The following is a 26,238-nucleotide window of genomic DNA, read 5'->3' on the forward strand; positions in this document are numbered from 1 at the left end:
GGGGGGGCGGCCCTGAGGCTGCGGATGCTGCTACCAGCGCCCGAGGATATCGCTGGCGAGCACCGTGGCGGCAGGCCCGGCTGTGGATGACCGGAGCACGTGATGGCCCAGCAGTGCAGTCACTGCACCGGCGCTGCAGAGCTTGGTGACCTCTCGGGGGCTGATTCCGCCTTCGGGTCCCACAATGAGCAGGATTTCTCGCGGCCCCGGACCGCGCGTCGAGGCACCGGAATCCCCGGCGCCGGAATCCCCGCCGTCGGAATCCCGCCAGGCCTCCAATACGGCGCGCAGCGGCCGGACCGCGTCTTCGTGGAGGATGATGGCCAGGTCCGATGCGGCGACGGCGGCCTGCAGCCCTGCACCGTCGACGGCGGCGCGGACCTCGGGGATCCAGGCCCGGCGTGCCTGTTTGGCCGCCGCAGTCACCACGGACTGCCACTTGGCATGCGCCTTGGCGGCCCGCTCACCCTTCCACCGGACGATGGAGCGCTCCGACTGCCAGGGGATGACCGCATCGATCCCCAGTTCGGTGGCGGTCTCAGCGGCGAGTTCGTCGCGGTCACCCTTGGCCAGCGCCTGAACCAGGACAAGGCGCAGGTCGGGGCGCTCTTCGGTTTCGAGCGCCGCGCACTCCACGGTCAGCTCGCCCTGCCCCACGGCGGCGACGGTCCCGGTCAGTCTTTTGCCGGCGCCGTCGGCGATGTCAACGGATTCCCCTACGGAAATCCGCTTGACCGTGACGGCATGCCGGGCTTCAGCTCCCTGCAGGACGAACTGCGAACCGGGGACCTGGTGGTCCAGTGCTCCTGGTGTTGCGAAAAAGACCGGGTTGCTCACCGCTACAGGTTACCGAGCCGGTCCCGCAGCTTAGCGAAGACACCGCCGCTGGCGGTGAGTTTACCCTCCGTGTACTGCTCGCCCCGGAGTTTGGCGAGCTGCCGGAGGAGGTCTTCCTGCGCGGGGTCCAGCTTGGCCGGTGTTTCGACCTGCAGGTGGACCTTGAGGTCGCCGCGGCCGTAGCCCCGGAGGTGGGTGACGCCGAGACCACGCAGGGTAATGACCTCGCCGGACTGGGTGCCTGCCTTGACGTCGATTTCCTGCTGGCCGTCGAACGTGTCGAGGCTGAGCTCGGTGCCAAGGGCAGCGGCGGTCATCGGTATGTGGAGGGTCGCGTGGAGGTCGTCGCCGTCGCGCACGTAGGTGGCGTCATTGTTGACCCGGATCTCCACATACAGGTCGCCGGAGGGGCCACCGGCAGGACCGGCTTCGCCCTGGCCGCCAAGCTGGATGCGGGTTCCGGTGGCTACACCGGCGGGGACCTTGACCGTCAGCGAACGGCGGCTGCGGATGCGGCCCTGGCCGTTGCACTCGTTGCAGGGATCCTTGATGACGGTTCCGAAGCCCTCACAGGAGCCGCAGGGAGCGGCCGTCATGACCTGGCCAAGGATGGAGCGGACAGCCCGCTGGACCTGGCCGCTGCCGCCGCAGATGTCGCAGCGCTCGGGGTGGCTTCCGGGCTGGCAGCAGGAGCCTTCACAGGTGGGGCACGTTACGGCAGTGTCCACCTCAAGCTTCTTGTTGACGCCGAAGACGGCATCCCGAAGGTCGATCCGGACGCTGATGAGGGCGTCCTGGCCCCGGCGGACGCGCGAAGCGGGACCGGCCGAGCCGCCGGCGCCGAAGAACGTGTCGAAGATGTCCTGGAAGGCGAAGCCCTGGCCCGAGTAGCCGGCACCGCCGAAGCCGTTGTCGGTGCCGTTCTCGTTGCCGGTGGTGTCGTAGACACGGCGTTTCTGCGGGTCGGACAGCACTTCATAGGCGTGCGTGACGGCCTTGAAGCGGTCCGAGGCATCCTCGCCGGGGTTGACGTCCGGGTGCAGGGTTCGCGCAAGCTTTCGGTAGGCCTTCTTGATCTCTTCGCCCGTCGCTTCGGGTGAGACTCCAAGAACGTCGTAGTGGCTGCTCAAAGTTCGTATCTCTTCCTGGTTGTACTGCCTGTAATGCCTTGGGGTGTCTATGGTGCTGCTGCCGTTTTCCCGGAGGCCGGGATGCGGAGGCCTGGTTGGCTGATAAAGGACCGGTTAAGGTCCGAGGATCCTGGAAAGGTAGCGGGCCACGGCACGGACCGCGGCCATGGTGGTGGGGTAGTCCATCCGGGTGGGGCCAAGGACGCCCACCTTGGCAGTGGAGCCGGGGCCGTAGCCGGTGGCCACCACCGAGGCTTCCGCGAGTCCGTCGTACGGATTCTCGCGGCCGATGCTGACGGTCACGCCGCGGGGGTCCTGCGCCATTTCGCTGAGCAGGCGGAGCATGACCACCTGTTCCTCGAGGGCCTCGAGGACGGGGCCAATGCTCAGCGGGAAGTCAACGTTGGATCGTGCGAGGTTGGCGGTTCCGGCCATGACCATCCGCTCCTCGCGGGTGCTGCTGGCGAGTGCGTCCAGGCCTCGGGCCAGCGCCTGGGCGGCATGCCGGCGCGACGGTTCACAGCCGGCGACGACGGCGGGCAGCGCCTGCGGGAGCAGGCTCAGCGGTGTGCCGGACAGGCTCTTCAAGAACCGGGCACGAAGGCTGGCGAGAACGTCATCGCTGAGTTCCTGACCCACGTCGATGACCCGCTGTTCGACTTTTCCGGTGTCCGCAATCAGTACGGTCAGGACCTGTCGCGGTGCCAGCAGCACAAACTCAATGTGCCGCACCATGGCGCGGCTGAGGTGCGGGTACTGCACCACGGCCACCTGGTTGGTCAGTTGCGACAGCAGCCGCACCGTGCGCTCCAGGACGTCGTCCAGGTCATCTGACCCCTCCAGCAGGGACTGGATGGCGCGGCGTTCCGCCTGCGAAAGCGGCTTGACCGCAGAAATCTGGTCGACGAAGAGCCGGTACCCCTTGTCCGTTGGGATGCGTCCCGCACTGGTATGCGGCGCCGTAATCAAGCCCTCGTCCTCCAGCGCTGCCATGTCATTGCGGATGGTGGCGCTGGAGACACCGAGGTGGTGCCGTTCCACCAGCGCCTTGGAGCCCACAGGTTCGCGGGAATGGACGTAGTCCTCCACGATGGCGCGCAGTACTTCAAGCTTGCGTGGTTCGCTCATTCTCCACCTCCGATCGGCTGCCCCGGGCCGCAGCCCGGGCCTTGCGCCAAGTGCATACCCTGTTACTCGTTAGCACTCGTCATGTCTAAGTGCTAACCAGTCTAATATGAGACGCCGCGTTGTTAGCATTGGTACCGCTCCGGGCGAAACTCCGGTGCGGAACCGGGCGTGTACCTTCCCGAAGGCGCGTCCGGCCTGTTTTCCCTCCTCCTAGTGCAAGGCAGTGTGTATCGGATGTCGTACCAGAACTGGGGCCCGCAGGACATTACCGCTCCGCGGAAATCCGAACTTCCCGAAGTTCCGGTTGAACGCGGCATGGTGCTGGAAGACGTGCAGTCCGGCTGGGTCGGCGCTGTCACCAGGGTGGAGAAGTCCGGCGGCATGCATGTGGTGGCCCTTGAGGACCGGCGCGGTAAGTCGCGCACTTTCCGCCTCGGCTACGGGTTCCTACTGGAGGGCCTGCCCATCCGGCTGATGCCGCCTGCCCCACGCGCGCAGCCAGTCCCCGCAGGATCCAACCGGACGGCCTCCGGTTCCGTTCGGGTGGCGGGCCAGCGCGCCCAGGTAGCCAAGGCCAGCCGCATCTGGGTGGAAGGCAAGCACGACGCCGAACTCGTTGAAAAGGTCTGGGGCGACGACCTCCGGGTGGAGGGCATCGTCGTCGAGCCTTTGCACGGCATCGACGACCTCACAGCGGCGGTTGCCGCATTCAGGCCGGGCCCCGGCCGGCGCCTGGGCGTCCTGGTGGACCACCTCGTTGCCGATTCAAAGGAATCGCGGATCGCCGACGCCGTCATGGCGTCCCCCGGCGCGGCGGGCAACGTGCTGATTGTGGGCCACCCCTACGTGGACGTGTGGCAGGCTATCCGGCCTGCCGTGCTCGGCATTGACGCCTGGCCCGTTATTCCGCGGGGCGTCGACTGGAAGACCGGGATCCTGACTGCCTTCGGATGGCCGCACGAGACGAAGGAAGACATCGGACTGGGCTGGCAGAAGCTGCTGGGGGCCGTCCGCAGCTACGCAGACCTGGAACCGTCCCTGCTGGGCCGGGTCGAAGAGGTCATCGACTTCCTCACAGTGCCGTAGCCCGTACTTCCCAGCGCCGTAGCCGGAACTTTCACGGCGCCGCAGGCGCAGGTTGGACCCTCCGAATGCTGACGACCCGGTATTCTTGATACGGCGGTTGTTGCTGTTGTTTTGCAGCGCCCGCTTTTCCGGGATCCACCGCACCACTGCAATCCGAAGGACGACACCGTGGCAGAAGACGCACGTGAACAAAGGGACAACCAGGCCGGCCATGGCCAGCCCCAGTATCATGGCGTCCCCGCCAATGCACTGCCGCTCACAGCCAACGAAGACCGGCAGTGGGCTACGCTCGCACACTTCGGCGGCATCCTCGGATGTGTCCCGTCGCTCTTGATCTACCTGATTTTCAGGGACCGCGGGCCGTTTACGGCGCAGGAGTCCAAGGAAGCGCTGAACTTCACCCTGCCGCCCACCATCGCCGCGGTCATCTGCAACATCCTCGTGTTGCTGCCCGTGGTAGGTAACATCTTCGCGGTGCTGGCCACGCTGATCTGGATCGCCGTCACCTGCTTCTCGGTGGCAGCCGGCATCCACGTGAACCGGGGCCAGCCGCACCGGTACGACTTCAACCTGCGCTGGATCAAGTAACCGGCTGAACCCGGCCGGCTCAGTCCGGGCCGCTCAGTCCGGGAGGATCCTTCTGACCACGGCGTCGGCGAGGAGCCGGCCCTTGAGGGTGAGGATGAGCCGCCCCTTGAACGCCATGGCGGGATCCACCAGGCCATCGGCGATCAGCCCCGCGACGGCGTGCCGTCCGGACGCTCCCAGCCCGTCAACATCGAGTCCGCTGCTCAGCCGGGCTTCCAGCATGACGCGCTCAACGTTCCGGGTTTCGGCGTCGAGCGTTTCCCTGCCTGCTGCCGGCGACGCGCCGCCGGCGAGCCGGCCGGCGTAGGCAGTGGGGTGCTTGACGTTCCACCAGCGGACGCCTCCGACGTGTGAGTGTGCGCCGGGACCAATCCCCCACCAGTCGTCCCCGCGCCAGTACGCCAGGTTGTGCCTGCATGCCTGCTCCGGCGTCCGCGACCAGTTGCTGACCTCGTACCAGCCGAGGCCGGCGGCACTGATGAGTTCGTCCGCGAGTTCGTACTTGTCGGCGTGGTCGTCGTCGTCGATTCCAGGGACTTCGCCACGGCGGATCTGCGCAGCCAGCTTAGTGCCGTCCTCCACGATCAGCGCATAGGCGCTGATGTGGTCGGGGCCGTAGGACAGGGCTGTCTCCAGGGAGTACCGCCAGTCCTCCAGGGACTCCCCCGGCGTTCCGTAAATGAGGTCAAGGCTGACCGCGAGGCCCGCGTCCCGTGCCCATTGCACCACCTGCGGAACCCTGCTGGGCGTGTGCGTGCGGTCGAGGACCTTGAGGACATGCGGCACTGCCGACTGCATCCCGAAGGAAACGCGAGTGAAACCGGCATCCGCCAGCAGCTGGAGGGACTCCGGCGTGACGGAATCCGGGTTGGCTTCGGTGGTGACCTCGGCGCCGGGCTCCAGTCCCCATTCGCCTATCGCTGCAGTGAGGATGCGGGCCAGGTCCTCGGCGGGCAGCAGCGTGGGCGTGCCGCCGCCGAAAAAGACAGTGCTCATCCGGCGGTCCGGAAGTCCGCTGGCTTTCAGGGCATTGGCGGCAAACCCCACCTCGGCGATGGCCGTGGAGGCATAGGCGTCCTGGGACGCCCCGCCGCCGAGCTCGGTAGCCGTGTAGGTGTTGAAGTCGCAGTACCCGCAGCGCACCGCACAGAAGGGGATGTGGACGTACAGCCCGAATCCTCGCCCGGCAGCGCCGTCGGCAGCCTGCGCTGGAAGCAGACCGTCCGACGGCGCGGGGTCACCAAGGGGTAGAACGCTAGGCATTGCTGCGGCCTCCGGAGGTTCCGGCCACGGTCATCACTACTTTTTGGCCTTGTCCTTGGATTCGTCCGTGGTGAGCGCGGCGATGAAGGCTTCCTGGGGAACCTCAACGCGGCCCACCATCTTCATGCGCTTCTTGCCTTCCTTCTGCTTTTCCAGAAGTTTGCGCTTACGGGAGATATCGCCGCCGTAGCATTTGGCCAGGACGTCCTTGCGGATGGCGCGGATGCTTTCGCGGGCGATGATCCGCGAGCCGATGGCGGCCTGGATGGGAACCTCGAACTGCTGGCGGGGAATGAGCTCGCGCAGCTTGCCGGTCATCATCACACCGTAGGCGTAGGCCTTGTCCCGGTGGGTGATGGCGCTGAAGGCATCCACCTGTTCGCCCTGGAGCATGATGTCGACCTTGACGAGGTCGGCAACCTGGTCGCCGTCCGCTTTCCAGTCAAGAGAGCCGTAGCCGCGGGTCTTGGACTTCAGGATGTCGAAGAAGTCGAAGACGATTTCGGCCAGCGGCAGGCGGTACCGGATTTCCACCCGGTCCTCGGACAGATAGTCCATGCCGCCCATAATGCCTCGGCGGCTCTGGCACAGTTCCATGATGGCTCCGACAAAGTCATTGGGCGCCAGGATGGTGGCGGACACCATCGGCTCCCGGACCTCGGCGACCTTGCCGGTGGGGTATTCGCTGGGGTTGGTGACGTGGACAACCTTCTTGTCCTCCAGTGTCACCTCGTACTCCACGTTGGGTGCTGTGGAGATCAGGTCCAGGTTGTACTCGCGTTCGAGCCGTTCACGGGTGATTTCCAGGTGCAGAAGCCCCAGGAAGCCCACACGGAAGCCGAAGCCCAGGGCGGCCGAGGTTTCCGGCTCGTAGATCAGGGCGGCGTCGTTGAGCATCAGCTTCTCCAGCGCATCGCGGAGCACCGGATAGTCGGTGCCGTCCAGCGGGTAGAGGCCCGAGAAGACCATCGGCTTGGCATCGGCATAGCCGGGCAGCGACTGCGCGGCAGGCTTGGCCAGGTTGGTGACCGTGTCACCCACCTTGGACTGGCGGACGTCCTTCACACCGGTGATCAGGTAACCCACTTCGCCGACGCCCAGGCCCTTGGAAGGCGTGGGTTCCGGGGAGCTCACGCCGATTTCGAGGAGTTCGTGCGTGGCGCGGGTGGACATCATCTGGATCCGCTCACGCGGGTGCAGCATGCCGTCGACAACGCGGACGTAGGTGACGACGCCACGGTAGGTGTCGTACACGGAGTCGAAGATCATGGCACGGGCGGGGGCATTGGGGTCGCCCACCGGGGCCGGCAGGTCGCGCACGATCTTGTCCAGGAGGACCTCGACGCCGGCGCCGGTCTTGCCGGAGACCCGCAGCACGTCGTCGGGGTCGCCGCCGATCAGGCTGGCGAGCTCCGCCGCATACTTCTCGGGCTGGGCCGCGGGAAGGTCGATCTTGTTGAGCACCGGGATGATGGTGAGGTTGTTCTCCATCGCCAGGTACAGGTTGGCAAGCGTCTGGGCCTCGATGCCCTGGGCTGCGTCCACCAGCAGAACCGCGCCCTCGCAGGCTGCCAGCGAACGGGAGACCTCGTAGGTGAAGTCGACGTGGCCGGGGGTGTCGATCATGTTCAGGGCGTAGCTCGTGCCGTCAACTTCCCATGGCATGCGCACAGCCTGGGACTTGATGGTGATGCCGCGCTCACGCTCGATATCCATGCGGTCCAGATACTGGGCCTTCATGTCGCGGGACTTAACGACGCCGGTGTACTGCAGCATGCGGTCGGCCAGAGTGGATTTACCGTGGTCAATGTGCGCAATAATGCAGAAGTTCCGGATGATGGCCGGCTCTGTTGCGGCGGGCACCGGGGCGGTGCGGGCCATGGGAGACACGCAGGGTCCTTACTGTTGGCATTTCGCGGCTGTGATCAGGATGGCCGAAGCCATCGCAGGACCTGCCGCACGTGAACTTCTAGTGTCCCACGTCCGGCCGCCAGTCAGTGCATTGTTTGCATGCCAAGGTTTGCGTGACCGGGTTTGCGTCTCCTGCAGGCGGCAACGCAATGCCTGTCCCGGCCGTCGCAGTATCGTTGCAGGATGGCACTGAACCTCCGCTCCCTCGCCAACGCCGTACGCGCCGCAATTCGTTTCCTGGAAGGGCGCCCGGGCAAGGATCGTCCTGGCGGCCAACCGCAGGTCCCCGCCGCACAGGGCAGCCCAACACCGCGGCGGCGTCCGACGCCGGGTGACGCACCGCAGCCGCGGGCCGCTGCAGGCGGGGCTGCCGGCGGAATCAGCGGAAAGTATCCCGGCGACTTCCAGGGCGTCGCGAGCGTGAAATACGCCCCCTCCCCCAACGGGAAACCGGAACCGGGTGAGGTGGTCTGGACGTGGGTCCCATACGAGGAGGACCACTCCCAGGGCAAGGACCGGCCGGTGCTGCTGATCGGGAGCCGCGGCCGGTTTCTGCTGGGGCTTATGCTCACCAGCAAAGACCACGACCATGACCGCCGTGATGATGACAACTACGTGGACATCGGCACGGGCAGCTGGGACCGGCAGCACCGGCCCAGCGAAGCGAAGCTCGACCGGATCCTCCAGATCAGGCCGGCCGACATCCGCCGGGAAGGTGCCGTCCTGGACCGGAAGCGCTTTAACAGCGTCTCCGCGGCCCTCCGTGAGCTGCACGGCTGGAGTTGAGGGCGCGAACCGCAAGAGCGCCGGGAACCGGCAACGGCGGGAACAAGCCGTGGGTCGGCGGCATTGCAGTGTGTCTGCTATTATTGACAGCTGTGTGTCCGTGCAGGTCGACGGCCACTGATGGTTGGCCGCCATAGGTATCCCCACGCCGCTCAGTCAATGGCCAACCTGAAAGCCCTCTAGACCATTTCCGCATTAAAAAGAGAGTTCACACGTGGCTAATATCAAGTCCCAGAAGAAGCGCATCCTCACCAACGAGAAGGCTCGCCTGCGTAACAACGCAGTCAAGTCCGAGCTGAAGACGGCCATCCGCGCCGTCAACACCGCCGTTGAGTCCACCGACAAGGATGCTGCTGCTGCTGCGCTGGTTGCTGCTAGCCGTAAGCTGGATAAGGCTGTCAGCAAGGGCGTTCTTCACAAGAACAACGCTGCAAACCGCAAGTCGGCGATCTCCAAGAAGGTCAACGCACTCTAAGGTTTTCCAGTTCAACTGAACTGATGATCGTGGCCGGCACCCCTTGGGGTGCCGGCCACATCCGTTTAACCCGCCACGTCCATTACACAGTTGCTCGCGCCTTCCGCTAGTGCGGCTTCAACCGAGCCGCCAGCAAGGCGGTTTGCCAAACTAGCCGCGGCGGACCGACGTCGCGATGACGGTGACGGCGTGCTCCACGGCGTACACCGGGTCGCGGGAGAGCCCCTTGACCTGGGCATCCGCCTCGGCCGTCACCTGGATGGAGCGGACCAGGCCTTCGGGTGTCCAGCGCCGGACATCACGCTGTGCCTGCTCCACCAGCCACGGCTGCATGCCGAGCTGCCGCGCGATCTGGGCCGAGGACCCCTGTGCGCCGGCCACCTTTGCCACAGTCCTGAGTTTGGCGGCCAGTGCGGCCACCAGGGGCACGGGGTCCGCGCCGGTGGCGAGGGCGTGGCGGAGGGTGGAAAGTGCGAGCGGACCGTTCCCGGCCAGCGCCGCATCAGCGACCTTGAATGCTGTTGCCTCAATCCGGCCGCCGTAATACCGGTCCACCATGTCCGTATCTACCGCCGTAGCCGCGTCCGCGATGAGCTGGCTGCAGGCGGCGGCCAGCTCCGAAAGGCTGGCGCCCACCGCATTGACCAGGGCGTGGACGGCCTCCGGTTCAATCCGCCGCGAGGCCGCTTTGAACTCGGCTACAACGAACGCGGACTTGTCGGCGTCCTTTTTGAGGGGCTGGCAATCCACCACCGGCCACCCGGCGGCCTTGATGGCATCGAGCAGCTTCTTACCCCGGACCCCGCCGCCGTGGCGGACCACCAGGACGGCGTCGGGCTCGGGGCTTGCAAGGTATTTGAGGGCGTCCGCAAGGAAAGCGTCATTCATGGCTTCCGCGGATTCGACTTCGATGAGCTTGGATTCCCCGAACAGTGACGGGCTGACGTTCATGGCCAGGGATCCGGGTTCGTAGCTGCCCGCGTTGAGCCTGGTGATCTCCACATCCGGCTCGGCGGCGCGGACCTGTGACCTGACGCGGTCCATGGCACGGATGCCGAGGTACTCCTCCGGCCCGCCGATCAGCACCACAAGGGCAGGGGTCACATCACGCCAGGTGGCCGTCGCTGACGTCGCCGGCTTGGGGCGTGCTTTTTGCGCAGCGGCCACTCTTGGTTCCTCCCGGAAATCGGATTAATACCTCTAAGCCTCCCACGGCGGCGGTGCTGGTCCAAGCCAGGGAATGGCAGCCCTCGGTCCAGGAAATTGATGGTCTTTCGATGCGCGGCCAAGACCAGTCCTGACACCGCCCGCGGGTGCAGGACGAGCCACAGAAGCAGCAGGGTGCAAGCGGACAGCGACACCATGGTGGCCGCGCCGAACGGCCCTTCCGGCCAGGGCAGGGCAGCGCCGGGCAGGGCCGCGAAAAACCTGGCGACGCCGGCGACCCCGGCGGCGCAGACCCCGGCCACCGCCATGGGAACTGCGGCTGCCCACGGGGCCAGTGGCACCAGAGGGACGGCAGCGGTGCCAAGAATGGTGACCGGTGCCACGAGCGGAGTCGCCACCATGTTCGCCAGCAGCGCGAAGGACGAAAACTGCGGCTGCAACAGGACGATCACCGGCCCGCAGAACAGCTGCGCGGAAAGGGGAACCGCGAGTGCGGCGGCAAGCCAGCGCGGAACGAGCTGCGGAAGCCAGTCCATGATCGGCGGCCCCGCCATCACAATGCCAAGCGTTGCCAGCACGGACAGGAGGAAGCTGAAGCTGGTCCCGAGTGCGGGATCAGCCACGAGGAGACCGATCACCGCAAGGCAGAGGAAACTGAGTCCACGTCCTGCCCGGCCACCGGACAGGGACGCCAGCCCGATGGCTCCCATCAGCGCGGCACGGAGGACACTGGCGTCCGGGCCCACCATCAGCACGAACAGCACCAGTCCCGCGAGTGCTGCCCCAGCAGCGGGCGCCCGTGGCAGGCGAACGCTCCGGGCAGCCAACAGCAACGCGCCCAGGATCAGGCTGCAGTTTGCCCCGCTGACGCCCGTCAGGTGGGTCATCCCGACCGTTTTCATCGCACTTTCAAGCTCCTCATCCAACAAACTGGTGTCACCGGTGACCATTCCAGGCAGCAGGCCCCGCGCATCGCCGCCGATCCACTCCGCGGCGGCGGCAAACCCGCCGCGCAGCGCTGCCGGCCCCTCCTGCCATCCCGAAGGGGCAACGGCGGTGGCCGGGCCGGTGCTGGCGGACAGGACGCCTGCCTGCGCCTGGCCGTCTTCGGCAGGCCTCAGCTTTCCGGTGGTCCGGATCCGCTGGCCGGGGACCGCATGCTGCCAGTCAGCACCGCCCATGATCAGCAGTTCGGCCTCCCCGCGGATCAGGTCACCCTTGGCGATGATCGTCAATGCGGTGGCAGGGACGGCCCAGCGGTCCGCGCCGGCACGGCCGGGAGACTTGAGCTGGCGTGGCGGCCCCGCGATCTCCGCCTCGACCACGACGGCGGAACGGGAAGAGACCGCTTCTGCCACGGCACCATCGTGCTTCTGAGACGCGGCTATTGCGGAGTGGGACGCGACAGCAGCCGCCAGCCCCAGTGCAATGAGGAGTGTGGTCAGGAAGCTGCGTGCAACGCGTCCGTCTCCTGCTCTGCGGCGCCGGCTCCGGCGCCGGCGGTGGAACACAACCAGCAGCGCGGCCGCACTCCCAAGAAGGCCAACAACAACCACCCCCAGCACCGGCAGCGGCAGCCACACGCCGGCGACGGCAGCCGCCCAGGCGAGAAGGGCTGGAAGGGCCAGGCGCAGGTCGGTGCGGCGCCGTGGCCGGTCCCCGATTCCGGATGCAGCGTGTTTGGCTGCTGCCTGCGTACTGTCCGCCAGGGCAGGAAAGAGCCGTGCGGCCAGGAGTGCCGGCAAGCCGCCGGCCGTGCGCGGGACAATGCCGCGGACACCGGCGGAGTGGACCTCCGTGCCAGCGGGCAACCTTCCCGGTGATCCTGCCGTAGCCTGCCGCGGTTCCGGGGCGTCAGACCGGACAGCTGAGTCAACGAAGCGTTGCCACCGACTGGGCCGGCCCATCTCAGGACACCCGCACGAGCGGCAACAGCGTTTCCAGCATCTTGGGTCCGACACCGTCCACGGCGTCAAGTTCCTCAACCGTGCTGAACCGCCCGTGTTCTTTGCGCCAGTCGACTATGCGCTGGGCCAGTACGGGACCTACCCGGGGCAATGCCCCCAGTTCCTCCACGGACGCCGAGTTCAAGTCGACCTTGCCGCCGCCCGGTCCCGCTTCGCCGGCGCCCGCCCCGCTGTCCGCGGGTGCCGTGTCCTCGGGCGCAGAGGCGTCGACGTCCGGATCTCCGATCAGGGGTACGATGATTTTCTGCCCGTCGGCCAGGACCGCGGCAAGGTTCAGGCGGTTCAGGTCCGCCCCGGCAGCGCTGCCTCCCGCTGCGGCGATCGCCTCGTGGATCCGGCTGCCCTCCGGTAGTTCCACAACGCCCGCCCTGTTGACGGCACCGGCTACGTGGACGACTATTCCTGCCGCGGACGGCTTAGCCGAAGCCTGCCCTCCGGCCGAGGAACCGCCGGCAGACTCCTGCGGCTGCCCGAGGGCCGCCGCACTGCTGAACTCGCTCAACGGCGCAACGTGCGGACTGCTGGCCGCGACGTCCCACCAGAACCAGCATCCCAGGAAAAGGCAAAGCACCCCCAGCAGTACCGCGACGCGCAAGCCGGTGCGCCACCTGAATCTCGAAGGTCCGTGCGCCCCGCCGTCGGAAGGCAAGGCCGACGCCTGAGAAGGCTGCGCACCGCCGTCGTACCTGAACGGCCGCCCGCCGGGCCCGGTGCCGTGCTCCAAAAGGCCGGGGGCGGACGCCGCGCCCCCGGCCCACCCGTCGCTGCCATCCCCTTCCCCGGCCGGTCCGAGAGTGGCCGCCAGCCGGCGCCGTGCACGGCGGGCCGCGGCAGGTGCTCCCGCTTCCGCGTCCCGGCGTGACATACCCCCACGCTATGCAAACGAACACACCGCAGACAGCGCAAATGACTGTATGTGGATACTCGGAACGGGCGCGTTTCACTACTATTTACACATTGACGCGGAGCGCCGTCACGGGCCGGACGTTCTGCCAGACCGGCACGGAACGGCACATCGAGGTGGGGACGCCAAGCGGCGTCCATGGAGGAGCCAATGAGGTCCCGCCCGACGGGGCGCTCAAGCCTGGGCGGCCCGGCCTGGGACGGCCGGGTTGCCCGCTACTTCTGGTACGTAATGTAGGCCTCGTACTGGACCCGCCAGGCCTCCGGGGCCTTGGGGTCGGGGACCGTCGTGGTCAGGAACTGGACGCTCGTGACCTGGCCCTTGAGATACTTCAGCCAGTTGGTCACTTCTTCCGACACATCCCTGTCGAATTGTGCAACGTGGTGGACCTGCATTGTCATGGGAGCCTCCTTGCCCGGTGGGGAGACTGTACTACCAGCGCAGGGATTGAACCAGTGGCGGCTAGCGGCTGGCTTCCGCACGGCCGGTCACCGGGTGCCGGCCAAAGGATCCGTGGCGGGTGTGCTGCTCTCCCCCACGATCACGGCAAGGACTCCCAGTCCCGCGTGAGCGGCGAGCACTGCCGGGAGCGAGCTGATCTGCGCCGTAGGTGCTTCCGGAAGCGAGGCGGCCAGCCTGCTTGCGAGTTCCCCGGCTTCACCGGGGTTGCCGAAGTGATGCACTGCAAGCCGGGCCTGGCCCGCAGGCCGCGCTGCGGCGTCCGCAACGACAAGTTCCTCGAGGCGGGCCACTGCCCTCGCCGCCGACCTGACCTTTTCCAGCGGCACGATTTTCCCGTCGTCCACGGCAAGGATCGGCTTGATGGCAAACACCGTTCCCCACAGTGACGCTGCTGCCCCAATCCGGCCCCCACGGCGCAACTGCTCCAGGCTGGGAACATAGAAAAAGACTTTGGTGCGGGCCAGCCGCTCTTCGGCAAAAGCACGCACTTCCGCTGCCGGGCGGCCATCCGCGGCCGCTACCACTGCGCTTTGCACGCCCATGCCCAGTGCCATGCCCACGGTTTTCGAATCGACCACTTCCACGGGGACCCCGACGCGGGAAGCCGCCAGCCTGGCGGAATCGGCGGTGCCCGAAAGCGCTCCGGAGATATGCACGGAGACCACGGCTTCGTAGCCGCGGCGCAGCGCTGCCAGATACGCCTGCTCGAACTGGCCGGGCGATGGCCGTGACGTTTTGACCGGCGTCCCGGTGGCCAGCGCCACCGCGATCGTGTCGGTGATGTCGTCTTCGCCTTCGCCGTAGATCTCCTCGCCCACCATCACAGGCATGGGAACCACGGTCAGACGCCCGTCGGCCGTGAAGTCCCTGACCCAGTCTTCGGGAAGCGCCGCTGCCGAGTCGGTAACCACCGCAACGCGTACGACGGCGGGAGTACCCGCTGCTTCCGGTGCAGCTCCCTGTCGGGTGGCCTGTCGCAGGCGGACCAGCCGCTCCCTCAGCCACGGCCAGCCGGCCGGCTCCCGGTCGTTCACGGCGTCCCCCTGCTGTTCCGGTCAGACATCATGGCCGGCCGCCGGGAATGCCGGCGGCCGGTGCCCCGGCTAAGCCGGGACGATGTTGACCAGTTTAGGGGCACGCACGATGACAGTGCGGATACCCCGCCCGTCAAGGGCGCGCTGCACGTTCTCCGACGCCATGGCAAGTTCGCGCAGCTCGTCCTCGCCGATCTCCGGCGAGACTTCAAGGCGGTCGCGGACCTTGCCCTGGACCTGGACCACGGCGGTCACGGTCTCCTGCACCAGGAGCGCTTCGTCATGCTCGGGCCAGCCGGCGTTCGCCACCGACGCGGGATGCCCCAGCACGTTCCACATGTCCTCGGCCGTGTAGGGCGCGAAGAGGCTCAGGATGACTGCGACGGCTTCCGCTGCTTCGCGGACGGCGGGATCCGACCCGCCCGCCCCGGAGGCCGCATCGATGGTTTTGCGTGTCGCGTTGACCAGCTCCATCAGCTTGGCCACCACCACGTTGAACTTGTTGCTGTCCAGCAGCGCGGCCGCGTCCGCGATAGTGCGGTGCGTGACAGAGCGCAGGGCCCGGTCTCCCTGGGCGGCGTCCGCTCCGGGCGCACTGGTGACGTCCTGCGCCAGCCGCCAGGCACGGGCCAGGAATTTCGCGGAGCCCGACGGCGAAACATCCGCCCAGTCGACGTCGTCCTCCGGCGGGGAAGCGAAGATCATGGTCAGGCGCACGGCATCAACACCGAACTTGTCCAGCTGTTCGCCGAGGTCAACACCGTTGCCCAGCGACTTGCTCATGGCCTTGCCGCCGTTGAGGACCTGGCCCTGGTTGAGCAGGGCGCTGAACGGCTCGTCGGCGTCTATCATGCCGAGGTCGTGGATGACTTTGGTGAAGAACCGCGCGTACAGCAGGTGCAGGATGGCGTGCTCCACGCCGCCCACGTACTGCCCCACAGGCATCCAGTCGTTGATCTTCTCCGGGTCGAACGGGCCGCCGGTGTACTGCGGCGAGACGAAGCGCAGGAAATACCAGGACGAGTCAACGAAGGTGTCCATGGTATCGGTGTCGCGCTTGGCCGGGCCGTGGCAGTTGGGGCACTCGACATTGACCCACGCCTCCGCGGCGGCCAGCGGCGAGGTGCCCTTCGGGGACAGGTCTTCGCCGCGCAGGTCAGCCGGCAGGGTGACTGGCAGCTGCTCGTCCGGGACAGGAACCTCACCGCAGGCAGGGCAGTGGATGATGGGGATCGGGGTGCCCCAGAACCGCTGGCGGCTGAGCAACCAGTCGCGGAGCCGGAAGTTGACGAACTTTTCGCCCGTGCCCTGCTTCTCCAGCATGTCGATCGCGGCCGGGATGGCTTCAGCCTTGGGCAGCCCGTCGAGCACACCCGAATTGATCAGGGTGCCCTCTCCGGCCGTGGCCGTGCCGGTGACAGCGGGGTCCTCTTCTCCGGTGTCCAGCACTGCGCGGACGGGCAGGTCGAAGGTCTTGGCGAAGTCGAGGTCGCGCTGGTCGTGGGCCGGGACGGCCATGATGGCGCCCGTGCCGTAGTCCGCCAGCACGTAATCCGCGGCCCAGACCGGCAGCTTCTCGCCGTTGAGGGGGTTGACGGCGTACCGGCCGGTGAAGACGCCGGTCTTTTCACGCTCAGTGGACTGGCGTTCGATTTCCGTGAGGGCCTTGACCTGCTCGCGGTAGGCGTCCAGGGCCTGGGCGTGCTCGTCCGTGACCAGTTCGACGGCGAGCGGAGCGTCTGCGGCGACGACGAAGAACGTCGCGCCGTAGAGGGTGTCCGGGCGGGTGGTGAAGACAGTGACGTCCTTGGCGGGCTTGCCGGCGTCGGCCTCGATCACGAAGTTGACGTGGGCGCCTTCGGACCGGCCGATCCAGTTCTTCTGCATGGCCAGGACGCGCTCGGGCCAGTGCCCGCGCAGTTCGTCCATGTCATCGAGCAGCCGGTCAGCGTATTCGGTGATCTTGAAGTACCACTGGTTCAGCGACTTCTTGGTGACGGCGGTACCGCAGCGTTCACAGGCGCCGTTGACCACCTGTTCGTTGGCCAGCACCGTCTGGTCCTTGGGGCACCAGTTGACCGGGGAATCCTTGCGGTACGCGAGGCCGCGCTCGTAGAAGCGCTTGAACAGCCACTGGGTCCAGCGGTAGTACTCCGGGTCCGAGGTGTGCAGGCGCCGTGACCAGTCCGCCGAGATGGCGTAGCGCTTGAAGGACGCGGCCTGCGTGTCGATGTTGGCGTAGGTCCACTCGCTGGGGTGCGCATTGCGCTTGATCGCGGCGTTCTCCGCAGGCAGGCCAAAGGAGTCCCAGCCGATCGGGTGCAGGACGTCGTAACCCTTCTGGCGCAGGTAACGCGCCACGACGTCACCCATGGCGAACGCTTCGGCGTGGCCCATGTGCAGGTCGCCGGAGGGGTAGGGGAACATGTCGAGGACGTAGCGGCGCTCGCGCGAGCCGTCATCGACAGGGGTAAACACCTTGAGGTCTTCCCACACCTGCGGCCATTTGGCCTCCATCGCGGCGAAGCTGTAGGTGCCCTCCTCAGGGCCGTCCGTCGCGACTCTTGCTGTTCCGGTCTCTGTCTCCGGCTGAACGCTCACTGCTGCCCTCTTCTGTTCTGTACCGCTTTTCGTACGGCCCCGGCGTCCTGCCCGCCCCGGCCTCCTGATCCCCTGCTTGCGGCCGGGGAAGAACCCCAGACACACAAAAGCCCCTCGACATGGAGGGGCGGCCGCTCGGCAATCCGTATTTGGTCGGGATACCGGGCGGCTAGCTAAGCAGAAGGATCGCACGCATAGAACTACTTTAGCGCACCTCCACCTCACGCTAAACGCAAGTCGCTACGAGCGGCTGAATTCGACCGGCTCGGAAATGCCGAGCTGTTAAGGGGGCCCGGGAGCGGCATCGGGCGTCCGCGATGGGCCCACTGCTGCGAGGGCCCCGACGCGAGCTTGCGAGCGTCGGGAGCAGCAGGGGACGGGCGGGGCCCCCTTAACAGCGAAGGCATAGGCTCGCCGGGTCTACTTCACGTCCTCGTCGACCCAGTCCATGGACTTCGTGACTGCCTTCCGCCAGAGACGCATCTGGCGGTCCTGCTCCGCCTGGTCCAGCTTGGGCTCCCAGCGCTTGTCCTCGGACCAGTTGGCCGAGCACTCCCCCAGGTCCTTCCAGAACCCGACGGCCAGGCCTGCGGCGTAGGCGGCACCGAGGGCGGTTGTCTCCACCACCTTGGGCCGGATCACCGGGACGCCCAGGATGTCCGCCTGGAACTGCATCAGCGCATCGTTGGCAACCATGCCGCCGTCGACCTTCAACTCCGTGAGCGGAACACCGGAGTCCGCGTTGACGGCGTCCAGCACCTCACGGGTCTGGAACGCGGTGGCCTCCAGCGCCGCGCGGGCGATGTGGTTCTTGTTCACGAACCGGGTCAGGCCCACGATGGCGCCGCGGGCGTCGGAACGCCAATACGGTGCGAACAGTCCGGAGAACGCCGGCACGATGTAGACGCCGCCGTTGTCCTTGACCGAGGCGGCGAGCGTCTCCACCTCCGGGGCACTGCTGATCATGCCGAGGTTGTCGCGCAGCCACTGGATGAGGGATCCCGTCACGGCGATGGAGCCCTCCAGCGCATAGTGCGGCGCGGCATCCCCCAGCTTGTAGCCCACCGTGGTGAGGAGCCCGTTCTTGGAGTGGACAATTTCCTCCCCGGTGTTGAAGATCAGGAAGCAGCCCGTTCCGTACGTGTTCTTTGCCTCGCCGGCCTCAAACGCGGCCTGGCCGAACGTTGCCGCCTGCTGATCGCCGAGGATGCCGGATACCGGCACTTCGCGCAGCAGCTGGGAGGTGTGGACGTTGCCGTAGACCTCGGAGGAGGACTTGATGGCGGGCATCATGGAAGCCGGAACGCCGAAGGCGTCGAGAATCTCCTGGTCCCACGAGAGCGTTTCGAGGTCCATGAACATGGTCCGTGAGGCGTTGGTGACATCGGTGACGTGCACGCCGCCGTCGACGCCGCCGGTGAGGTTCCACAGCACCCAGCAGTCAGTGTTGCCGAACACCAGGTCGCCCGCCTCGGCCTTCTCCCGGGCGCCTTCCACGTTGTCCAGGATCCACTTGATCTTGGTGCCGGAGAAGTACGTGGCCAGCGGCAGGCCCACCTTCTGCTTGAAACGCTCCGGCCCGCCGTCCCTGGCCAGTTCATCGACGATGCCCTGGGTGCGGGTGTCCTGCCAGACGATGGCGTTGTAGATGGCCTTGCCTGTGGTCTTGTCCCACACCACGGCTGTTTCGCGCTGGTTGGTGATGCCGACGGCGGCGATGTCGTGCCGGGTCAGGTTCGCCTTGGACAGGGCCGACCCGATGACCTCGCGGGTGTTGTCCCAGATTTCGGCGGGGTCATGCTCCACCCAGCCGGCCTGCGGGAAGATCTGCTCGTGTTCCATCTGGCCGGAAGAGACAATGCTGCCGCTGTGGTCGAAGACGATGGCGCGCGTGCTGGTGGTGCCCTGGTCGATGGCGATTACGTACTGGTTCATGTTGACGTCCTTGTCTGTTGTCTGAAGGGCTTGGTCTGTGTGTGGTGGTCTGCAGGGGTGATCAGGCGGCGGCCGTGACGATGATGGGGACTATTGCCGCGACGACGCCGGCGAGGGTACCGCCGACGAGAGGTCCGACAACCGGGATCCAGGAGTAGCTCCAGTCGCTGGAACCCTTGCCCTTGATGGGGAGCAGTGCGTGCGCAACGCGGGGGCCAAGGTCACGGGCGGGGTTGATGGCGTAGCCGGTGGGCCCGCCAAGGGAGACGCCGATGCCAACAACCAGCAGGGCCACTGCGAGCGGGCCGAGGCCGGAAGGCGTCCCGCCGAACGTCAGGATGACGAAGACGAGTACGAACGTGCCGATGATCTCGGTGACCAGGTTCCAGGGGGTGGAACGGATGGCCGGCCCGGTGGAGAAGACGGCGAGCTTGCTGGCGGGTTCCGGTTCGGCGTCAAAGTGCTGCTTGTGGGCGAGCCACATGACGACTGCACCCAGGAACGCGCCCAGGAATTCACCGCCGAAGTAGGTCAGCGTGGAAGCGAAGTCGACACTGACGCCGGGAGCATACTCCGCTTTTCCGTTGATCAGCAGGCCCAGGGTAACGGCAGGGTTCAGGTGCGCGCCGGACCGTGCGGCGACATAGACGCCGGCGAAGACTGCGATGCCCCACCCCCATGTGACCATTAGGAATCCGCCGTTGTTGCCCTTGGTGCCTTTGAGCGCGACGTTTGCCACAACCCCGCAACCCAGCAGGGTCAGCATTGCGGTTCCGAATACTTCGGAAAGGAAAACAATTCCAAGAGACATCTTTGACTCCTCTATTTTCTGTTGTCAGCCCTTCGCGAGTTTGAAGGGCTGTTGGGCCGGCAATGTTGTTGCGATGCCGGCCGGCTGCTGCGCCGGCTGCTGCTCCAGCGGAACCGCGCAGCCCTTGCGCCCGGGCATTCCTGCCCGGGCACGCAAGCCTGTTAGGCGACCAGGCTGTGGACCTGGACGCGGTGGAAGCGTTCAAGCACCTCCTGGGCGTGGTCGATTTCGGCGGCCCGGGTTGCGGCGTCCCATCCCAGCGGAACCGCGAGGACCTCGGCCGCCTCGTTGAGGAGTTCGCCCGTCACCAGGCCGCGGAAGGCCAGGGAAGTGCGCCGGATCAGGACGTCCACGAGGTGTCCCACCTGTTCGTTGCGGGCCATGAATTCCAGTTCGCGGACGCTGAGTTCCCGGGTGGAGTGCAGGAGCCGGTCCGGACCGGCATCGAGGAAGTCCATGACTTCCTCGGCGCGGGTTCCGTAGCGGGTCAGCAGCCCGGAAACCCGGTCGGCGTCGCGGTCCGCGGACATGTGGGCCTTGATCCAGCGCTGGACTCCGGCCTGGCTATCCGGGAACCCGGCGCCGCCGCCGATGGCGAGTTTCGCCGTCGAAATTTTCCGTTCCAGGCCCAGTTCCCGGAGGACGTCATTCGTCAGGTGTTCGGCCAGCGCCCGGAACGTGGTCCATTTGCCGCCCACAAGGCTGAGGACGACGGCGCCGCTGCCGCCGGCGTCCGCTCCCTGCCCGCCGCCGGCTTCCGACCGGCCGGTCCGGGAGGGGCGGCGTTCGATCCGGTAGTCCCTGCTGACAAAGCCCGGCTGCGTGGCATCATGCTTGGGCAGCGGGCGGACACCGGAAAAGGTGTAGACAATCTGGTCCCTGCTGACGGCGATATCCGGGAACACATGGCCGATCAGGTCGAAGAAGTAGTCGATCTCGGCGTCGGTGCACACGGCGTCCTCGGCCATGTCGGCATCGACGTCCGTTGTTCCCACCAGGACGCGGTCGCCCATCGGGTAGATGAGGACGATCCGCCCGTCGGTGTGTTCGAAGAAGATCTCGCGGCCGTTGCAGGCTTCGAGGAGGCCGGGGTGGTCCAGCACGACGTGCGAGCCCTTGGTGCCGCCCATGAACATGGACGCGGCACCCATGGCCTCGTTGGTCAGGTCCACCCAAGCGCCCGTGGTGTTGACGATGACGTCAGCGGTGAAGTCGAAAACCTCGCCGGTGAGTTCATCACGCAGCTGGACCGTGCTGCCGCCGGTGGAGCCGGTCCGCGTCCCGGCGGCTCCGCCCATGGAGACAAGCGAAAGGTAGTTGCTGGCGCGCGCATCGCTGGGGCCGGCCGTGCCCGCCTTCTCGCCGTCCTGGAGCACATCCAGGGTGAGCCGCTCCGGGTTGTGGACCGAGGCGTCGAAGTAGGTGGCAGTGTATTTGATGCCGGGATGCAGCCGCGGCAGCTCCGCCAGGGCGCGCTTCCTGCCGCGGAACTGGTGGCGGGGAACGGTGCCGCCGTCGCGGGAGAAGAAGTCGTACATGCTCAGGCCGAGCTTGATAAGGAACGCCCCGCGTTCCTTCGGCTTGCCCTGCTGCTTGTGGGTCAGGAACCGCAGCGGCGCCGACAACACGCCGGAGAAGGTGCTGAAGATCGGGATGGTGGTCTGGAGTGGCTTGACGTAGTGGGGAGCGATGCGAAGGAGCCTGTTGCGTTCGACCACGGACTCCTGGACCAGCCGGAACTCACCGTTTTCCAAATACCGGATTCCGCCGTGGATCATGTGCGACGATGCACCGCTGGCACCCTGGCAGTAGTCGCCCCGTTCGACGAGCGCAACGTCCACTCCCTGCAGGGCCAGATCGCGGAAGGTACCTACTCCGTTGATCCCGCCGCCGATGATCAGGACTTGGGCCCGGGGGCGCCGGCGCAGGCTTTGCACCGATGCGCGCTGGCGGCTGAAGGCCGAATGGCCGGATGAATCCTTGGTTCCCAAAACTGCTCCTTTGGGGTTTGGTCCTGTGCGGCGCGCTTCAGTGCGCGGCGCCGTTCTCCACTATTGTTTGGAGTAATGGAAAATGGAGTCAAGGACTATGCACAAACGTGCAGAACGGAACCGGGATGCCGCGCTCACGCCACTCAGAAGCCCTCAGAGCTGCACAACTGTATTACCTCCAGGACCTCACGATGGACGCCATAGCCAGGGAGCTGAGGACCTCCAGATCCACGGTTTCACGGCTACTTTCCGCTGCCCGGGAGACCGGACTTGTCCAGATCCAGATCCGCAATCCGCTCGACACCGGCCCCGAACTGGAGCACATGATCCGTGCCCAATACGGGGTGGATGTCCACGTCGTTCCGGTCGTGGAGACCTTGAATGAGGCGGAGACCCTTGACAGAGTGGCCATGCAGGCTGCAAGGACCATCGGCCCGCTGGTCGACTCCAACGCCATCATTGGCGTCGCCTGGGGATCCACGCTCAGCGCCGTCAGCCGGCACCTTACGCGCAAGATCACCCATGACAGTGTGATTGTCCAGCTCAACGGTGCCGGCAACATGCAAACCACCGGCATCACGTATGCGAGTGACATCATGCGCAGGTTCGGCAGCGCGTACGGTGCGCGGGTGGAGCAGTTTCCGGTTCCGGCTTTTTTCGACCACGCCGCCACCAAGACAGCCATGTGGAATGAGCGCAGCGTCCAGCGCATCCTTGAACTCCAGTCGCGCATGAGCATCGCCATCTTCGGCGTGGGCTCCGTGGACGCCGACTACCCCAGCCACGTCTATGCCGGCGGCTACCTCGACGAGAACGACCTGAACATCCTGGCCAACTCCGACGTGGTGGGTGACGTGGCCACCGTGTTTTTCCGGGGTGACGGGTCCTCTGACGGCATCACGCTCAACGAAAGGTCCACCGGTCCGGCCCTGACACAGTTGCGGCAGGTCCGGCGCAGGATCTGCGTCGTCTCGGGCGCCTCAAAAATCAACGGCCTGCGCGGCGCACTCGCCGCCGGGCTGGCCACGGACCTGATCCTCGATGAAGCCATGGCGCGGCGGCTCGTCAGTTTTGACGGGCCGTCCTGACGTCTCCGCTGACCGCCCGACGGCCTGTCCCCGGGAGGCCGCGGCGCCGAGTCGGTAGAGTCAGTGCTATGAAAAACTCGCCCCGACTGAGCCTTAACAACGGTGTGCTGATCGACCAACTGGGCTTCGGTCTCTACAAGGTTCCTCCGGCCGACGCGGCGGGCCTCGTGACCATGGCCCTCGAAGCCGGTTACCGGCACTTCGACACCGCGTCCATGTACGGCAATGAAACCGGGGTGGGCAAGGCCATCGGAGCGCTGTCCGGTTTCGGGGGCAGCGCAGCCGGCGGAGGCTCCGGCGAGGCGTCCCCGGCACTCTCCCGCGAGGACCTGTTCGTCACCACGAAGGTGTGGAACGACGACCATGGCTACGACGCCACGATGCGCGCCTTTGACGCGTCCATGTCGAATCTGGGCATGGAGTATGTGGACCTGTACCTCATCCACTGGCCATGTGCCCGCCGCGGGCTCTTCACCGAAAGCTACCGGGCCATGGAAACCCTGTACCGCGAGGGCAGGATCCGGGCGATCGGAGTGTCCAACTTCCAGCCCGCACATCTGGAGCACCTGCTCGAGCGCGCGGAGGTGGTTCCCGCCGTGAACCAGATCGAACTTCACCCGTGGCTCCAGCAGGACGAACTCCGCCGGCTGCACGACAGGCTGGGTATCCGCACCGTGGCGTGGAGCCCGCTGGGCCGGGGCCAGGTGCTTGCGGATCCGGTGGTCCTGGAACTCGCAGCGGCGCATCGCCGGACCGCCGCCCAGATCATCCTGAGGTGGCACCTTCAGCTGGGCAACGTGGTGATCCCGAAAGCCAGCTCCTACGCCAGGATCCGCGAGAACATGGACGTCTTCGGGTTCACCCTGGACGCCGCAGGGATGGCTGCCCTGGCCGGCCTGGAACGAGGCCACCGCACAGGCTCCCACCCGGACAACGTCAACTAGGATTCAAAACCATGGAACAAGTGGACACGGGACAGGCACAGGCCCCGCCCCTCTTCAGCGGGCAACTCGACGCCAGAACCCGGGCCGCCAACGTGGACCTGCAGGGCTGCAACATCGACTACTGGGTGTACGAGCCTGTGCGCGTGACGCCGGAAACCAGGACCATCCTGGTGATCCACGGCTTCCGCGGCGACCACCACGGCCTGCTCAGGATCGCGGACCAGCTGCCCGAAATGCGCCTCATCATGCCTGACCTTCCGGGCTTTGGCAGCTCGGATGCGTTTACCGACGGCGTGCACAGCGTCAGGCGGTACGGACAGTTCATCGGTGACTTCATGGCCGCCCTGGGCCTCGGGCCGGAAACCGTGCTCCTGGGACACTCCTTCGGATCGATCATCGCCAGCCATTTCGTGGCGGCCAATCCCCATGCTGTCTTCCCGCTGATCCTCATCAACCCGATTGCGGCACCGGCCTTGGAAGGGCCCAAGGGCGTCATGACCAAACTGGCGGTCCTCTACTACGAGGCCTCCGCCAGGCTCCCCCGCGCACTGGGGCTTTACCTGCTCCGCAGCCGGCTCATCGTCAGGGTCATGAGCGTGGCCATGGCAAAGACGCGGGACAAGCAGCTCCTGAGGTTCATCCACGGGCAGCACAACGCCTATTTCTCCGCCTTCGCCAACCGGGACAGCCTGCTGGAATCCTTCAAGGCATCCGTGGGCAGCAACGTCTCCGAAGTAGCCCGGAACCTCACCCTGCCGGTACTCCTGGTTGCGGGGGAAAAGGATGAGATAGCGATGCTCCCGGACCAGCACAAACTGGCGGCGCTCCTTCCGGACGGCGCCCTCCACGTCATTCCCGGCGTCGGGCACCTGATCCACTACGAAACCCCCGAACCGGCCGCCGGCTTCATCAGACGCTTCCTGAAGGACCATCCCGCGTGAAAATCATTATCGACGCCCGCTTCACCCGGCTGGACCACCACGACGGCATCAGCAGGTATGGCGCCAGCCTGATCGCGGCCACCGCCAAAATAGCGGACGTCTCAATGCTCATCAGCGACCCCCGGCAGCTCGCGCTGCTGCCGGACGTGCCCTACACGCTGATCAACAGCCCGCTCTCCCCTGCCGAACTCTTTGTGGCTGCCAAGGTCAACAAGCTGGGTGCCGACGTGGTGGTGTGCCCGATGCAGACGATGGGGACGTTTGGCCGGAAATACGGCCTGGTGCTGACCCTGCACGACCTGATCTACTATGAACACCCTGCCCCGCCGGGGTTCCTGCCGGCGCCCGTTCGGCTGCTCTGGCGTCTGTATCACAAGGCCTATTGGCCGCAGCGACTGCTCCTGAACCGGGCCGACGTCGTGGCAACCATCAGCCACACCACCGAGGCTTTGATCGCAAAACACAGCCTCACCAAGCGGCCGGTCCGGATTGTGGGAAACGCGCCCCAGCACGGCCACACTCCGCGCGATCCCGGTGCGGGCGCGGACAAGACGCTGCTCTACATGGGTTCCTTCATGCCGTACAAGAACGTGGAGACCATGGTCCGGGGAATGGCCGGACTGCCCGACATGACCCTTCACCTCCTGAGCCGCATTACGCCGCAGCGCAAGGCGGAACTCGAGGCCCTGGTGCCGGAGGGTGCCAATGTCGTCTTCCACAACGGCGTGACGGACGCGAAGTATGAGGCGCTGCTGGCCCGGACCACAGCCCTGATCAGCCTCTCCCGGGCAGAAGGCTACGGCCTTCCCCTGGTGGAGGCGATGTCCCACGGCACACCCGTCATCGCCAGCGACATTCCCATTTTCCGCGAAGTGGGCCATAACGCCGTCAGCTATGTCCATCCGGATTCGCCGTCGGAGTTCGCCGAGGCCGTCCGGCGGCTGGAGCAGCCGGAGGTGTGGAAGGCGCAGTCACAACGTTCCGTGGAACGTGCAGCGGAATTCAGCTGGGCGCACTCCGCCCGGCAATTGGTCCGGCTGGCCGAAGAGGCGGCCCGGATCAACAGGCGCTGAGGCACAGCCCCGCAGGGGCTGGCTGGGGCATATCGGCTGATATGAGTTGAGTTAGTCCTTCACAAACACCTCCGGAGCTGTCAGTACGGGATGTATCAGATTCGTTAGAGGATCTG

22 protein-coding genes are annotated in these 26,238 nt (G+C 66.3%); 8 read left to right on the top strand and 14 right to left on the bottom strand.

The window, feature by feature from the left end; genetic code table 11:
- Window positions 1-30: 30 nt before the first annotated feature.
- The 3 genes from J2805_RS07455 to hrcA form a co-directional block, all read right to left on the bottom strand.
- Entirely contained in the window at window positions 31-837 is an 807-nt protein-coding gene (locus J2805_RS07455; protein ID WP_309974455.1) for a 16S rRNA (uracil(1498)-N(3))-methyltransferase, read from the bottom strand.
- 2 nt (window positions 838-839) lie between these two features.
- Window positions 840-1,967, bottom strand: coding sequence for a molecular chaperone DnaJ (gene dnaJ, locus J2805_RS07460; RefSeq protein ID WP_309974459.1), 1,128 nt, complete (start codon window positions 1,965-1,967; stop codon window positions 840-842).
- Window positions 1,968-2,081: 114 nt separating this feature from the next.
- A complete protein-coding gene (hrcA, locus tag J2805_RS07465; RefSeq protein ID WP_309974462.1) occupies window positions 2,082-3,095 on the bottom strand; it encodes a heat-inducible transcriptional repressor HrcA in 1,014 nt (337 codons plus the stop codon).
- A gap of 234 nt (window positions 3,096-3,329) precedes the next feature.
- Between hrcA and J2805_RS07470 the strand changes: the two genes are divergently transcribed.
- The gene (locus J2805_RS07470; RefSeq protein WP_309974465.1) at window positions 3,330-4,181 is read left to right on the top strand and encodes a DUF3097 domain-containing protein; all 852 of its coding nucleotides are present in this window, start codon (window positions 3,330-3,332) and stop codon (window positions 4,179-4,181) included.
- Between the two features lie 168 nt (window positions 4,182-4,349).
- Window positions 4,350-4,769 (top strand): DUF4870 domain-containing protein, encoded by a 420-nt coding sequence (locus J2805_RS07475; RefSeq protein ID WP_309974468.1) that lies wholly within the window; start codon window positions 4,350-4,352, stop codon window positions 4,767-4,769.
- Between the two features lie 33 nt (window positions 4,770-4,802).
- Here J2805_RS07475 and hemW read toward each other — a convergent pair whose 3' ends face one another.
- Both hemW and lepA read right to left on the bottom strand, forming a co-directional pair.
- Window positions 4,803-6,032, bottom strand: coding sequence for a radical SAM family heme chaperone HemW (gene hemW, locus J2805_RS07480; RefSeq protein ID WP_309974471.1), 1,230 nt, complete (start codon window positions 6,030-6,032; stop codon window positions 4,803-4,805).
- Window positions 6,033-6,068: 36 nt separating this feature from the next.
- On the bottom strand, window positions 6,069-7,922 hold the full coding sequence (lepA, locus tag J2805_RS07485; RefSeq protein WP_309974474.1) for a translation elongation factor 4: 1,854 nt from the start codon (window positions 7,920-7,922) through the stop codon (window positions 6,069-6,071).
- Between the two features lie 204 nt (window positions 7,923-8,126).
- On the opposite strand from lepA, the gene J2805_RS07490 reads away from it, so the two are divergent.
- Together J2805_RS07490 and rpsT are read left to right on the top strand one after the other, a co-directional pair.
- Window positions 8,127-8,729, top strand: a complete 603-nt coding sequence (locus J2805_RS07490; RefSeq protein ID WP_309974477.1) for a type II toxin-antitoxin system PemK/MazF family toxin — start codon at window positions 8,127-8,129, stop codon at window positions 8,727-8,729.
- Between the two features lie 214 nt (window positions 8,730-8,943).
- Window positions 8,944-9,204 carry a 30S ribosomal protein S20 gene (rpsT, locus tag J2805_RS07495; protein WP_011692086.1) on the top strand — a complete coding sequence of 87 codons (261 nt, stop codon included), beginning with the start codon at window positions 8,944-8,946 and terminating at the stop codon, window positions 9,202-9,204.
- 150 nt (window positions 9,205-9,354) lie between these two features.
- Here the strand turns inward: rpsT and holA are convergent, their stop codons facing one another.
- The 9 genes from holA to J2805_RS07540 all read right to left on the bottom strand — a co-directional run bounded on the left by holA (window position 9,355) and on the right by J2805_RS07540 (window position 22,076).
- Complete coding sequence (gene holA / locus J2805_RS07500; protein WP_309974490.1) at window positions 9,355-10,371, bottom strand: DNA polymerase III subunit delta; 1,017 nt, start codon at window positions 10,369-10,371, stop codon at window positions 9,355-9,357.
- Complete coding sequence (locus J2805_RS07505) at window positions 10,305-12,182, bottom strand: ComEC/Rec2 family competence protein (RefSeq protein WP_309974493.1); 1,878 nt, start codon at window positions 12,180-12,182, stop codon at window positions 10,305-10,307. The genes holA and J2805_RS07505 overlap by 67 nt, the downstream gene beginning before the upstream one ends.
- A 97-nt stretch (window positions 12,183-12,279) precedes the next feature.
- The gene (locus tag J2805_RS07510; protein WP_309974495.1) at window positions 12,280-13,203 is read right to left on the bottom strand and encodes a ComEA family DNA-binding protein; all 924 of its coding nucleotides are present in this window, start codon (window positions 13,201-13,203) and stop codon (window positions 12,280-12,282) included.
- 254 nt (window positions 13,204-13,457) lie between these two features.
- Window positions 13,458-13,643, bottom strand: a complete 186-nt coding sequence (locus J2805_RS07515) for a hypothetical protein (RefSeq protein ID WP_309974498.1) — start codon at window positions 13,641-13,643, stop codon at window positions 13,458-13,460.
- 87 nt (window positions 13,644-13,730) lie between these two features.
- Entirely contained in the window at window positions 13,731-14,738 is a 1,008-nt protein-coding gene (locus J2805_RS07520; protein ID WP_309974501.1) for a DegV family protein, read from the bottom strand.
- 69 nt (window positions 14,739-14,807) lie between these two features.
- On the bottom strand, window positions 14,808-17,339 hold the full coding sequence (leuS, locus tag J2805_RS07525) for a leucine--tRNA ligase (protein WP_309974504.1): 2,532 nt from the start codon (window positions 17,337-17,339) through the stop codon (window positions 14,808-14,810).
- Between the two features lie 420 nt (window positions 17,340-17,759).
- A complete protein-coding gene (gene glpK, locus J2805_RS07530) occupies window positions 17,760-19,274 on the bottom strand; it encodes a glycerol kinase GlpK (RefSeq protein WP_309974507.1) in 1,515 nt (504 codons plus the stop codon).
- A gap of 61 nt (window positions 19,275-19,335) precedes the next feature.
- Window positions 19,336-20,085 (bottom strand): MIP/aquaporin family protein, encoded by a 750-nt coding sequence (locus J2805_RS07535; RefSeq protein WP_309974510.1) that lies wholly within the window; start codon window positions 20,083-20,085, stop codon window positions 19,336-19,338.
- A gap of 161 nt (window positions 20,086-20,246) precedes the next feature.
- The gene (locus J2805_RS07540) at window positions 20,247-22,076 is read right to left on the bottom strand and encodes a glycerol-3-phosphate dehydrogenase/oxidase (protein ID WP_309974513.1); all 1,830 of its coding nucleotides are present in this window, start codon (window positions 22,074-22,076) and stop codon (window positions 20,247-20,249) included.
- Between the two features lie 125 nt (window positions 22,077-22,201).
- Here J2805_RS07540 and J2805_RS07545 point away from each other — a divergent pair, with 125 nt between their 5' ends.
- The 4 genes from J2805_RS07545 (at window position 22,202) to J2805_RS07560 (ending at window position 26,122) form a co-directional block, all read left to right on the top strand.
- Window positions 22,202-23,164 (top strand): sugar-binding transcriptional regulator, encoded by a 963-nt coding sequence (locus tag J2805_RS07545; RefSeq protein WP_309974881.1) that lies wholly within the window; start codon window positions 22,202-22,204, stop codon window positions 23,162-23,164.
- Window positions 23,165-23,232: 68 nt separating this feature from the next.
- A complete protein-coding gene (locus tag J2805_RS07550) occupies window positions 23,233-24,108 on the top strand; it encodes an aldo/keto reductase (RefSeq protein WP_309974517.1) in 876 nt (291 codons plus the stop codon).
- Between the two features lie 11 nt (window positions 24,109-24,119).
- Window positions 24,120-25,049: an alpha/beta fold hydrolase gene (locus J2805_RS07555; RefSeq protein WP_309974519.1), complete on the top strand. Its 930-nt coding sequence runs from the start codon at window positions 24,120-24,122 to the stop codon at window positions 25,047-25,049.
- Window positions 25,046-26,122 (top strand): glycosyltransferase family 4 protein, encoded by a 1,077-nt coding sequence (locus J2805_RS07560; protein ID WP_309974523.1) that lies wholly within the window; start codon window positions 25,046-25,048, stop codon window positions 26,120-26,122. The genes J2805_RS07555 and J2805_RS07560 overlap by 4 nt, the downstream gene beginning before the upstream one ends.
- Window positions 26,123-26,238 lie beyond the last annotated feature (116 nt).

It is taken from the genome of Arthrobacter oryzae, assembly GCF_031454875.1.
Taxonomy (GTDB): Bacteria; Actinomycetota; Actinomycetes; order Actinomycetales; family Micrococcaceae; genus Arthrobacter; species Arthrobacter oryzae_D.